The sequence below is a fragment of the Janthinobacterium sp. genome (assembly GCF_031995485.1).
GTDB lineage: Bacteria > Pseudomonadota > Gammaproteobacteria > Burkholderiales > Burkholderiaceae_D > Janthinobacterium.
Genome location: NZ_DAMAGB010000039.1, coordinates 16,873 through 29,815, shown reverse-complemented (window position 1 = coordinate 29,815; position 12,943 = coordinate 16,873). Strand labels below are relative to the sequence as shown.

Here is a 12,943-nt window from a genome sequence, read left to right as displayed (position 1 = left end):
TAGGAGCAAGACAAACCGCCATGTAGGAGCTTTCCCGCCTGCGGTGGCGCAGTTACTATCGGTTTTTGATGGCCGGTACCAGATACTCGTCAGTACTGGGACGATCAGCCCGGCACCCGAAAAATGGCCGAGTCCGCCGTTACGAAAACAGCCTCGTCAGGCAATGGCCTGATTGCGTAACCGCCCGTAAAGGCGCCAAATGACGGCAGGATGGCGCGCGACGGTCCCAGCAGAAAACAGGGCAAGCGCAGCGTCTCGCGCGCGGCGCGCAAGTGATACACGGGGTGCACATGGCCGGCCAGCACATACCCATCGGCCTCCAGATCCGGATGGTGGCACAGCGCAAATGGCCCGGCCCGGTGCGGCTCGTCCACCATGACGATGCCGAGGCTGGCGGGCGGATCGCCCGCATGCAGGTCGTGGTTGCCGCGCACCAGAGTCAGACGCAGGGCGGGATGGCGCGCGCGCCAGGCGTGCATGGCCGCCAGCGTGGCCGGCGCATGGGCCGCTTTGGCATGCAGAAAGTCGCCAAGGAAAACGATCTCATCGCATGGATAATCTGCCAGCAAGGCGTCGAGCGCCTGCAGGTTTTGCGTGGTGGTGCCATGCGGTACCGGCACGCCGAGCGAACGGAAGGCGGTCGCCTTGCCGAAGTGGATATCGGCCACGATCAGCATTTTGCCAAGCGGCCAGTACATCGCCTTGTCGGCCAGCAGCCACAGCGTTTCGCCGGCCAGTTCAATGCTGCAGTGCTTCATGCCGCCGCTTTCTCCAGTTCGCGCACCAGGCGCGCTACCCGGTCCGACAGTTTCTCCGTGGTCAGTTTTTCGCGGAAACGCTCGACCATCAGGCCGAACGCAAACGGCGAGGCCCGCTTCATGGGCTGTACGCTCATGGTGCGCTGATGCAGCTCAGTCAGGGTGGCGCGCAGGCGCGTCAGTTCCAGTTCCTGCTCCAGCACCTCGCGCTGCGCCTGCGTCAGCAGCAGGTTGCCCGCGTCATGCTTGCGGAACACTTCAAAAAACAGCGAAGACGATGCCTGCAGCTGGCGCGTGCTTTTTGGCTGGCCCGGGTAGCCCTGGAACACCAGGCCGGCAATGCGCGCGATTTCGCGAAAGCGCCGCTGCGACAACTCGGTGGCGTTCAGGCTGGCCAGCACGTCCTCCAGCAGATGATCGGTGCTGAACAGCGGCACATCGACGCCGGTGGCCGCCGTAAACAGCGGCGCAAAGTCGATATCGTCCGCGCCCAGCAATTCAAAGCCGTAGTCGTTGACGGCAATCGACAGGGTGGCCGGCTGCACGCGCGCAATCCGGTACGCCAGCAGCGAAGCCAGGCCCAGGTGCACCGAGCGGCCCGCGAACGGATACAGGAACAGGTGACGGCCTTCGCGGCTGGACAGCGTTTCGACCAGCAGGCTGGTACGCGTGGGCAGGCTGGACCATTTCTGCTGGATCGCCAGCAGCGGCGCCAGCGCGCGCATTTCCGGGCCGGTGGCGTCACCGTCCTGCGCCAGCTGCAGCTGGTCCAGCACGGCATGTGCCAGTTCCGACGACAGCGGCATCTTGCCGCCCTGCCAGCGTGGCACGGCGCCGCGGCTGCCGGTAGCGCGCCGCACATAGGCTGTCATCTCGTGCACGCGCACGAATTCCAGGATGCGCCCGCCAAACAGGAAATGATCGCCCTGTTTCAGGCGCGATATGAACGATTCCTCGATGCTGCCGATCTTGCCGCCGCTCATGTACTTGACCTGGATCGACGACTCCGAGACGATGGTGCCGATGCTCATGCGGTGGCGCCGCGCCAGCGCCGCATCCGGCACGCGGAAGATGCCCTCTTCGTCCGGCAGCACGCGCCTGTATTCGGGGTACACGGTCAAACTTTGCCCGCCGCGCGCCACAAAGTCCAGCGCCCACTGCCATTCATCAAGGCTCAGGTGCCGGTACGACCAGGCCGTGCGCACTTCTTCATATAATTCTTGCGAGCGAAAGCCGCCGCCCAGCGCGATCGTCACCAGATGTTGCACCAGTACGTCGAGCGGCTTGTCCGGCACGGGCCGTGCTTCCAGTTGTCCCTGCGCCAGCGCCTGGCGCGCACCGGCCGCTTCCAGCAATTCCAGGCTGTTGGTCGGCACCAGCGTCACGCGCGACACGCGCCCCGGCGCATGGCCGCTGCGCCCGGCCCGCTGCACCAGGCGCGCAATGCCTTTCGCGCTGCCGATCTGCAGCACGCGCTCGACCGGCAGGAAGTCCACGCCCAGGTCCAGGCTGGAAGTGCACACCACCGCTTTCAGGGTGCCTGCTTTCAGGCTCTGCTCGACCCACTCGCGCACCTCGCGCGCCAGCGAACCGTGGTGCAGCGCGATCAGCCCGGCCCAGTCGGGCCGCGCATCGATCAGATGCTGGTACCAGATCTCCGCTTGCGAACGGGTATTGGTAAATACCAGCGTGGTGGCGCTGCCTTCGATTTCGGTGATCAAGGGCTGCAGCATCTGGATGCCCAGGTGGCCGCCCCACGGAAAGCGCGTGGGATTGACCGGAATCAGACTGTCGACCACGATGCGCTTGCGCACCTTGCCTTCGACCAGCACGCCGCTGTTTTCTTCGCCCAGCAGCACATCCTGCGCCTGCTGCAGGTTGCCCAGGGTGGCCGACACGCCCCAGGTGATCAGCGCCGGATTCCAGCGCCGCAAGCGAGCCAGCGCCAGCTGCACCTGCACCCCGCGCTTGCTGCCCAGCAGCTCATGCCATTCGTCGACGATCACGGTTTCCAGCAGGTTGAAGCGTTCGTGGGCATTTGCCTGCGACAGCATCAGCGACAGGCTTTCCGGCGTGGTCACCAGCACGTCCGGCCAGGCTTTCGACTGGCGCGCGCGCTGGGCCGCGCTGGTGTCGCCGGTGCGCGCCTCGATGCGCCAGCCGGGCGCCAGTTCATCGCCGGACGCCTGCAGCGCGCGCACGGTATCGGCCGCCAGCGCGCGCATCGGCGTGATCCACACCACGCGCAGGCCCTGCTTGCGGCTCTTGCGCACCAGCCGGCTTGACCTCAGCAAGGCGCCGAACCAGACGGCGTAGGTCTTGCCGGAACCGGTGCTGGCGTGCAGCATGCCGGGCTGGCCGCTGGCCGCCGCGCGCCAGACGGCGCGCTGGAACGGAAACACGCTCCAGCCTTTGGCCGCAAACCAGTCGTCGATGCGCTGCGCCAGCGCGCTTTTGCTCACGCTAGTACCTTTCTCACCGTCATTGCACGCCCGTCAATAACGCCTTGAGCGCGTCGAGCGTATCGGCGTCGGCGATCGTCTTGTCGTCGCGCTGGCGCAGGATGCGGGGAAAGCGCACGGCGATGCCGGCCTTGTGGCGGCTCGACGCGGCAATGCCCTCGAAACCGATCTCGAACACCATCGTCGGTTTTACGCTGCGCACGGGGCCGAATTTTTCGATGGTGGTCTTGCGGATTACCGCATCGACCTTGGTAATTTCTGCATCGGTCAGGCCCGAATACGCCTTGGCAAACGGCACCAGCTTGCGGCCCTCCCCTTGCCCGTCGTCGTCCCCGCTGCTATCCCACACCGCAAACGTGTAGTCGGTGTACAGCGAGGCGCGCCGCCCATGGCCCGCCTGGGCGTAGATCAGCACGGCGTCGATCGAAAACGGATCGATCTTCCATTTCCACCAGGTGCCCACATCCTTGGTACGGCCCACGCCGTACGCGGCCGAGACCGCCTTGATCATCATGCCTTCCACGCCGCGCGCGCGCGATTCGGTGCGGATCGCACCCAGAGCTTCCCAGCTGTCGGCCGTGATGCGCGGCGACAGCCGCAGCGCCGGATCGGCGATCTTTTCCACCAGCGTTTCCAGCAGCGCGCGCCGCTCGTGCTGCGGCAGGTGGCGGAGATCGACGCCGTCGAGTTCCAGCACATCGTAGGCGACCAGCGCGGCCGGCAATTCGCCAAGCAGCTTGGGCGACACCGTCTTGCGGCCCATGCGTTTTTGCAGGTCGGCAAATGGCGACGGCGTGTCTCCCGGTTGCCAGATCAGGATTTCGCCATCGATCACGCAGCCTTCCGGCAAGGCGATACGGGCCAGCTCGGGAAAGCGCTCCGTAATCAGTTCCTCGCCGCGCGACCACAGCCAGGTGGCGCCGTCGCGCCGCAGCAGCTGGGCGCGCATGCCGTCGTATTTCCATTCGACCAGCCAGTCGCCGACGTCGCCCAGCGTTTCCGGCGCCGCCTGCAACGGGTGGGCGAGGAAGAACGGATACGGCTGGCCGCCGCGCAGCGCATGTTCGCCGTCCGACTCCTCGCTGATCAGCTTTAAAAAGCCCGCGCCGGTCGGGCTGACCTTGCCGTCGGTCCAGCCCATCAGCCGCTGTGCGATCAGCTTGCTGTCGACCGCCGCGATCGAGCTCAAGGCCCGCGTTACCAGCAGTTTCGACACACCGACCCGGAAGCCCCCGCCGATCAGCTTGATCAGCAAAAAGCGCTCGCGCGTTTCCAGTTCATCCCAGTAGCCGAGCAGTGCCGCACGGATGGTATCGGGCGCGGCGCCGCGCAAGGGCGCGATGCGCTGCTCGACCCACTCGGCCAGGCCGATATCGCTGACATGGCTGGGCGCGGGCAGGATCAATGCAATGGTTTCGGCCAGGTCGCCCACGGCGTGATACGCCTCGTCGAACAGCCAGGTATCGAGCACGGCAAATTCGGTCGCATATTCGCGCAGCAGCTTGGTCGGCACGGCCTGGCGCGGTTTGCCGCCGGCCAGGAAATACACGGCCCAGGCCGCGTTCTCGGGTGCGGCCGTGGAAAAATACGCCTGCAGCGCGGCCAGCTTGCGGGTGGTGGACGTGGTTTCATCGAGTTCGGCATACAGGCGGGCAAATTCACGCATGGGGCGCTCCCGCAGTGTTGTCCGCCACGGCGCTGGCCACGGCGTCGTTGACGGCATCAGCCACGGCATCGGCCGCCTCGTCATCGCCATATTCCGTCTCGAAGCCGCCCGCTTCCCAGCCGTTCTGCTGCAGCCAGCGCACCATGATCGGAATCGAGCCATGCGTGACGATCACGCGCTCCGCTTCGGTAGCCTTGATGGCGCGCATCAGGCCCGGCCAGTCGGCATGGTCGGACAGCACGAAACCGCGGTCCACGCCACGCCGGCGGCGCGCGCCGCGCAGCAGCATCCAGCCGCTGGCAAACGCATCGCTGTAGTCGCCGAAGCGCTTCATCCACGGCGAGCCGGCGGCCGATGGCGGCGCGATCACGATAGCTGTCTTCAGCGCCGCCTTGTCCGTCACGTCGCCGACCATCACGGTATGCGGCAGGATGACGCCCGAGGCGCGGTACACGTCGGTCAGTGCCTGCGCCGCGCCATGGCAGATGATGGGGCCGATCTCGGGGTCGAGCCCGGCCAGGATGCGCTGCGCCTTGCCGAAGGCATAGCAGAACAGCACGCTGGTGCGCCCCTCGGCCGCATTCTTGCGCCACCACTGGTTGATCTCGTCGTAAATGGTTTGCGACGGCTGCCAGCGGTAGATCGGCAGGCCGAACGTCGATTCGGTAATGAAAGTATGGCAGCGCACCGGTTCGAACGGCAGACAGGTCGGATCGGACTCCAGCTTGTAGTCGCCCGAGGCCACCCACACTTCGCCATTGTGTTCCATGCGGATCTGGCTCGAGCCCAGTACATGGCCGGCCGGATGCAGCGAGACAGTCACGCCATTCTGGTTGATGCGCTCGCCATATTCCAGGCCCTGGATGGAGACCGGCCCCAGCCGCGATTGCAGCACCCTGACGCTCGATTCGGCGCTCAGGTAGCGGCCGTGCCCGACGCGCGCATGGTCGGCATGCGCATGCGTGATGATGGCCCGTTCGACAGGGCGCCACGGGTCGATGTAAAACTGGCCCGGCACACAATACAGGCCTTCCTTGCGCACTACCACCATGTCGCTCATGCCAGCCTCATGTCAGTTCCTTGAATGGAACCATTCTAGCCATGCGCCGCCGCGCCCGTTGTTCGACAGCGCACACTGAAGCAAGCTCGGGCACAAGCTCAGGCTGGCGCAACGAAGTCGGCCATGAAGGTCTTGGTGGTATGTTCAGGAAACTCGATCGTCACCTGGTCACCGGCCACCGACAACACCGTGCCGATATCGAAACGCGGCACGCGCACGCGGCTGCCGACGGTAATCATCGGCACGGCTGGCGCCTCGGCCACAATGAGGTCGGCCAGCGGCATCGGCTCGTCCAGCGTGATCGGCGCCGACACGGCCGGCGGCGACAGGCAGTTGTCGCAGGTGCAGCAGCGCTCGAAACTGCCGGCGTCGCCGAAATAGTCGAGCAGCAGTTTCCAGCGGCAGTAGCCGCTTTGCGCATACGCCACCATCTGCTCCAGCGACTGCTTGTCGCGCTCCTGCTTGTCGATATAAATCTGTTCCAGCTGGGCATACGATGGGGTTTTCGCCGTCGTCGCTTTCAGGCAATAGCCGAGCTTGCGGTCCTGGCGCAGCAGCTTGCCGTCCTTCAGCAGCTTCAGGCACACTTTCAGGTGACTGTCGGAAAAATCGGGCAGGCGTTCGGCCAGCGCATCGAAGGTAAACGTGGCGGGCAGCTCTTGCGCTTCGAGCACGATGGCGGCCAGTTCCGTGGCCGTCGGGTAATGCTTGGCCAGGAAAAACTGCTGCAGCCGCTTGTCTTCCTGGAAGTACAGCAAGGTGCAGTCGGCCGGCAGGCCATCGCGCCCGGCGCGGCCCGACTCCTGGTAGTACGCTTCCAGGTTGGCCGGCACCTGCAGGTGGATCACGAAGCGCGTGTCGGGCTTGTCGATGCCCATGCCGAACGCGTTGGTGGCCACCATGATGCGCCGCTCGCCGCGCATGAACAGGTCCTGGTGTTCCTTGCGTTCGCGCGCCGGCAGCTTGCCGTGGTAGCAGGTCACGCTTTCGCCCAGTTCCTGCAGGCGTTCGGTCAGCGCTTCGACGGCCTTGACGGTGGCCGCATACACGATGCCCACGCCCTGCGTTTCGCGCAGCAGGCGCAGCACTTCGTCCTGTTTTTCGTCGGCATTGGTGACCTGGATGACGCGGTAGCGCAGGTTCTCGCGATAGATGCCGGTATTGACGATATGCAGTTTGCGCGTATCGAGCTGGGCGCCGATATCGCCGACCACTTCATCGGTGGCGGTGGCCGTCAGCGCCAGCACGGGCGGGCGGCCCAGCGCGCGCAGCGCGGCGGCAATTTCCAGGTAGGCGGGGCGGAAATCGTGACCCCATTGGGAGATGCAATGGGCCTCGTCGATCACCACCAGCGACGGCGGTGTCGCGCTCAGCAAGGCCAGGAAATCCGGCGTGGCCAGCCGCTCCGGCGTGCAGAAGATGATGGCCTTGCCGCCCGCTTCGATGGTGGCAATCGCTTCCTGCTCTTCGGCACGCGACAGGCTGCTGTTGAGCTGCACGGCCGTGATGCCCAGGCTCGACAGTTTTTCCAGCTGGTCCTTCATCAGGGAAATCAACGGCGACACCACCACGGTGGAGCCGGGAAGCAGCGAGGCGGGAATCTGGTAGCACAGCGATTTGCCGCTGCCGGTCGGCATGATGGCCAGGGTGTCGCGCCCTTCCAGCACGCTGTCGATGACTTCCTGCTGGCCCGCGCGCAGGCGCTCGACGCCAAACACGGAGCGCAGCAGGCGGTGGATTTTCTTGCCGGGCTTTTTACCCGAGGTCTCAGAGATTGCAGTGGCGATGGTGGCCATCTTGTGTCCGTAACGTGAGTGCCGGCGCCCCTGCGCCAGCTTGTCCTCACTCTACGGTTGGGCAGTCATCCACACCATAGGACACCCGCCACAGGCCATGTAGGATTTCAGGAAGTGATTCAGAAAGGAAACAGGATCGCCCACAGGATCATCACCAGGCCCACGAAGGATACGCCCCACACCAGCGTGCGCACGACGGGAATGCCGAACGCGTAGATCGGCACATACAGCACGCGCGCCGCCAGGTACAGGCTGGCGCCGTACAGGGTCAGGCTGTTGTGCACGCCCGCCACGTGCGCGATCAGCACGGCGGCGGCAAACAGCGGCAGGGTTTCATACAGATTGGCCTGCGCCCGCCGCAGGCGCGCCGTGACCTTGCCGACCGGCGGCCCCGGCTCGTCGCGCGCGCTCATGTTGTAGGTGGCGCCGGTTTCGCGCGTGCGGGCGCTCGACGGCAGGAAAATCTGCACCAGCGCCAGCACCAGGGTCCAGCCGAGTATCGTCAGTTCAGGGGTCATGTCTGCCTTTGTCTTTTTGGATCAATGCCGGGCACGATTGCCCGGCTCAGGTTTGCTCGAGCGCCGCCTGCAGTTCCTGCAAGTCATACGGCTTGCGCAGCACGCTGGCGGAAAAGCCCAGCTCATCCATCGATTCCTTGCCGTAACCGGTGGAAAAGATAATGCGCATGCCAGGCTTGTCGCGCAGCACCATGCGCGCCAGTGCGATGCCCGACATGCCGGGCAGGCTGACGTCGGTAAACAGGATATCGAAGTCTTGCTGGTTAAGCAATTCCCATGCGGCTTCGCCGTCGGACACGCCGCTGACCGTATGGCCCAGCATGCCCACCAGCTCGCACACCATCAGCTGGGAGTCGAGATTGTCTTCCACTACCAGAATTTTCAGCGAGGTCGGCATGTCTCCCTGCGGCTCCGGCGCATGGCCGGTCAGGTCCAGCCCTGGCGTGCCGGCGTCCAGCGTGCTGAGCACGGGCGCGCCGGACCGTTCAAACTGGCGCGCGCGCAGCTGCTGCTGGCGGTTGGCCAGCACCTGGCGCAGCTTGCGCGCCAGCTCTTCGCGCCGGTACGGTTTGCTCAGCAAGTCCACGCCCGCATCGAGCCGGCCTTCATGCACGATCACATCTTGCGCATAGCCGGACGTAAACAGCACGGCGATATCGGGCTGCATCTCGCGCGCCATGCGCGCCATGTCGGTACTGCGCACCGGTCCCGGCATGATCACGTCGGTAAACAGCAAGTCGATCTGCGCCCCGCTTTGCAGCACGGCCAGCGCGCTTTCGCCATCCTCGGCCTTCAGTACCGTATAGCCCAGCGCGCCGAGCATGTCGACCACGGTGGAGCGCACGCCCACATCGTCTTCCACCACCAGCACGGTTTCCGTGCCGCCTGTTACCACGCCGCTCAATTCCAGTTCTTCCTCCGCTTCCGCCATCAAGGTGCGCGGCAAATAGATCTTCACGCCCGTGCCATGTCCCGGTTCGCTGTAGATGCGGATATGGCCGCGGCTTTGCGTGACGAAACCATACGCCATCGACAGGCCCAGCCCCGTGCCCGCGCCTTCCGGCTTGGTGGTAAAGAACGGTTCGAACGCGCGCTGCAGCACCGAACCGCTCATGCCCTTGCCCGTGTCGGTGACGGACAGCATCACATACTGGCCGGCCGGCACGTCGAGATTCTGCACATACTGTTCGTCGAGCACCACATTGCCCATCTCGATGGTCAGCTTGCCCGCGCCGTCCATGGCGTCGCGCGCATTGAGGGCCAGGTTCAGGATCACGTTCTCGATCTGGCCCCGGTCGACCAGGGTATTCCACAAGCCGGCGCCGCCCACCAGCACGATATCGACCGCCTCGCCGAGCGCGCGGCGCAGCAGCGCATCCATATTGCGCACCACGCGCGACAGGTCGGCCACCACCGGCTGCAAGGGCTGGCGCCGCGCAAACGCCAGCAAGTGCGACGACAGCTTGGCGCCGCGCTCGACGGCGGCAATTGCCGTATCGAGGCGCTGGCGCATCACGCCGTCGTTGCTGGCCAGATGATGCAGCAGATGCAAATTGCCGGAGATAATCTGCAGCACATTGTTGAAGTCGTGCGCAATGCCGCCTGTCAGCTGGCCCACCGCTTCCATCTTTTGCGCCTGGCGCAAGGCGTCTTCGGCCTTGGTCCGTTCGCTCACTTCCTGTTCGACCCGGTGTTCCAGGGTTTCGTTCAGTTCGTGCAGCGCTTTTTCGATGCGCCGCCGCTCCGTGATATCGGTTTTGACGGCGATCAAGGCACGCGTTTGACCATGCTCATCGACCAGGCGGCTGACATTGCTCGACACCCAGACCTGCATGCCGTCGGGCTTCAGATAGCGCTTTTCGATGCTGAACGACTCACCGGTTTCCACCAGGCGCTGGAACAAAATCGCGTTGCCGGGCACATCGTCGGGATGCATGATGTCGTTCATGTTCAGGCTCAGCAGCTCTTCGGACGAGCGGCCCAGCATGGTGCACAGGGCACCGTTGACGCGCTGGAAGCTGCCGTCGAGGCCCAGCTCGGACAAGCCCACCGAGGCCTGGCCGAAAATGGCGGCCATGCGCTCCTGGCTGGCGTTCAGTTCGTCTTCGATCAGGCGCCGCTCGGTGACGTCGAACGACACGCCCACATAGCGGCGCTGCCCCGCAGGACCATCGACCACCTCGCCCTGGCGCGCGATCCAGCGCACCTGGCCGTCGAGCGGGCGGCGCACGCGGTATTCCACGTATTCAAGCGGATTGAGCGCCAGCTCCATGCGGCTCGGCCCCACCTTGGCCTGGTCGCGCTCGTCAACCAGCCCCACCAGCAATTGTTGCGTGACTTCCGCCCCGTCGGCGATGCCCCAGATGCGGCGGAAGGTGGCTGACACTTCCATCTTGCCCGTCTGCGGAAACCATTCGAAGGTGCCGATGCCGCCGGCCTGCTGCGCCAGGCTCAGGCGCTCCTCGCCTTCCATGCGCTCGGTGACATCGTTGCCTTCGACCAGGATGCCGCCGACCACCCCGTCGTCATCCTTGATCGGCTGATAGACAAAGTCGATATGGCGCTGGTTGCGGGCGCCATCGGCCGTCTGCAGGTCCACCTTCAGCTGGCGGCCTTCGAACGGCACGCCGCTGCGGTAGACTTCGTCAAGCAGTTTGATGAAGCCCTGTTCGACCACTTCCGGCAGCGCTTCGGCAACGCTCTTGCCGAGCACGTCGCTGCGTCCCACCAGTTGAAGATAGTGCTCATTGGCCAGCTCGAACACATGTTGCGGACCGCGCAGCACGGCCATGAAGCTGGGCGCCTGCTCGAACAGGGCGCGCAGCAGGCCACGCTCTTCGGCCACGCGGCGGTTGGCGTCGCGTGCCGCCTCCGCTTCGGCCTGCAGCGCGCGGTTGACGGCGCCCAGTTCGGCCGTGGCCAGTTTCAACTGGCGCCCTTCTTCCAGGCGCTTCGTCAGTTCCAGCGCCGTGCACAGCACGCCATCGACCTGGCCGCCATCGCCATGCACGGGGGTATAGAACAGGTCGAAGCAGACATCGCTGCGCACGCAATCGCGCACCATCGGCAGCGTGCGCTCGCGGTGCACCTGCGTTTCGCCGCGCAGTCCCGCTGCGAGGATGGTTTTGTTCCAGTCCCAGATTTCAGGCCAGACTTCGCGCACGGTGCCGCCCATGGCCTGCGGATGGCGCTCGGCGGCAATCTTGCTGTATTCGTCGTTGTAAATCATGATGTGCTGCGGTCCCCACATCAGCGCCATCGCCATCGGCGAATTGAGCACGATGTCGACGCTGGTGCGCAGGTTGGCCGGCCAGGCGGCCATCGGGCCCAGGCTGGTGGCGGACCAGTCGATGCTGCGCACCAGTTCGCCGGTAACGCCGCCACCGTGCGGCTGGTACAGGTGCAGGGTATCGTTCATTGCGCGACCACGCTGTCGGCAACGCCGTGCAGGCCTGCTTCGCACTGGCGTGGCAGGTACAGCGTAAACACGGTGCCCTGGGTTTCGGACGAATTCACCTCCACCCTGCCGCCATGCGCCTTGACGAACATGTCGACCGTATACAAGCCCAGCCCCAGGCCCTGGCCGGTCTTGCGCTTTTCACCGCTCTGGTGAAACGGTTCGAACAGGGTCGGCAGCAGCGCAGGCGCCAGTATGCCGCGGTTGATCACGCGCAACTCCACATGATCGGCCGAGCGTCCGTCGAGCATCAGTTGCACGGAAGCGCCCGGCTCGCCATGCGTCAGTGCATTGGCCAGCAGATTCGAAATGACTTGCGACAGCAGCCCTGCATCGCACTGGGCATGCAGCTCGCCCACGTGGCTGACGCGGATGCGCGCCGGCTGGCCCGGCATGTCGAACTCGTCGACAATGGATTGCGCCAGCGCCAGGTAGTCGTGCATGCCGACGCGCAATTCCATGGTGCCGGAACGGATGCGCGCCAGGTCGAGCAGCTGGTCGACCATGCGCGCCATGCGCTTGGCGCTGCTTTCGATGCGCTGCGCCGTGATCATCACTTTCGGATGGTCGCTCATCATCGGCAACAGCATGGCGCCATTCATCACCACCGACAGCGGCGTGCGCAGGTCATGACCGAGCACCGCCGTAAACAATTCGTTCAGATGCAGCGAGCGCTTCAGTTCGTCGAGCTGCGCCGACAGCGCACGCTTCTGCTGGAACAGCTGCACGAACACGTCCACCTTGCTGTTGAGGGCCTTGACGTCGATCGGCTTGAACAGGAAGTCGACCGCGCCCGCCTCATAGCCGCGGAAACTGTAGGTCGGCTCGCGCGTGGCGGCCGTCAGGAAGATCAGCGGAATGTCGCGCGTGCGCGCACTGCCCCGTATCAGCTCGGCCAGCTCGAAGCCGTCCATTTCCGGCATCTGCACGTCGAGCAGGGCCAGCGCCACCTCATGGGTCAGCAGCAGCTCCAGCGCTTCGGCGCCGGAAGTGGCTTTAAGGAGAACAATACCCGGCTGCGCCAGGACGGCCTCCAGGGCAACCAGGTTTTGCTCGATGTCGTCCACGACGAGAATGTTGATTGGTGCAGTCACGGGTCACTCTTCAGGCATCGCGACGGCCAGCCGGCAGCGTGCATCATGTAAAAATTGCAATTTAGGAATTTCAATAGCAGAAATTCAACTTAATCAAGGTAATGTGTATCTTACACGTACTGTGCCATCCGC

The 12,943-nt window shown here is 64.8% G+C and carries 8 protein-coding genes; all 8 read right to left on the bottom strand.

The features are described from left to right. Window positions 1-104 precede the first annotated feature (104 nt). Complete coding sequence (pdeM, locus tag RTQ46_RS19595) at window positions 105-758, bottom strand: ligase-associated DNA damage response endonuclease PdeM (RefSeq protein ID WP_312439254.1); 654 nt, start codon at window positions 756-758, stop codon at window positions 105-107. After that, a complete protein-coding gene (locus tag RTQ46_RS19590; RefSeq protein ID WP_312439252.1) occupies window positions 755-3,220 on the bottom strand; it encodes a ligase-associated DNA damage response DEXH box helicase in 2,466 nt (821 codons plus the stop codon). Before RTQ46_RS19590 ends, pdeM begins: the two co-directional genes overlap by 4 nt. Window positions 3,221-3,239: 19 nt before the next feature. Continuing rightward, window positions 3,240-4,886: an ATP-dependent DNA ligase gene (locus RTQ46_RS19585; RefSeq protein ID WP_312439250.1), complete on the bottom strand. Its 1,647-nt coding sequence runs from the start codon at window positions 4,884-4,886 to the stop codon at window positions 3,240-3,242. Further along, on the bottom strand, window positions 4,879-5,946 hold the full coding sequence (locus RTQ46_RS19580) for a ligase-associated DNA damage response exonuclease (RefSeq protein WP_312439249.1): 1,068 nt from the start codon (window positions 5,944-5,946) through the stop codon (window positions 4,879-4,881). The genes RTQ46_RS19585 and RTQ46_RS19580 overlap by 8 nt, the downstream gene beginning before the upstream one ends. A gap of 98 nt (window positions 5,947-6,044) precedes the next feature. After that, entirely contained in the window at window positions 6,045-7,742 is a 1,698-nt protein-coding gene (locus RTQ46_RS19575; protein ID WP_312439247.1) for an ATP-dependent DNA helicase RecQ, read from the bottom strand. A 119-nt stretch (window positions 7,743-7,861) separates the two neighbouring features. Then, window positions 7,862-8,260, bottom strand: a complete 399-nt coding sequence (locus RTQ46_RS19570; protein WP_312439246.1) for an MAPEG family protein — start codon at window positions 8,258-8,260, stop codon at window positions 7,862-7,864. Between the two features lie 46 nt (window positions 8,261-8,306). Further along, the gene (locus RTQ46_RS19565) at window positions 8,307-11,678 is read right to left on the bottom strand and encodes a PAS domain-containing protein (protein ID WP_312439244.1); all 3,372 of its coding nucleotides are present in this window, start codon (window positions 11,676-11,678) and stop codon (window positions 8,307-8,309) included. Next, the gene (locus RTQ46_RS19560) at window positions 11,675-12,811 is read right to left on the bottom strand and encodes a hybrid sensor histidine kinase/response regulator (RefSeq protein ID WP_312439243.1); all 1,137 of its coding nucleotides are present in this window, start codon (window positions 12,809-12,811) and stop codon (window positions 11,675-11,677) included. Before RTQ46_RS19560 ends, RTQ46_RS19565 begins: the two co-directional genes overlap by 4 nt. Between the last annotated feature and the right edge of the window lie 132 nt (window positions 12,812-12,943).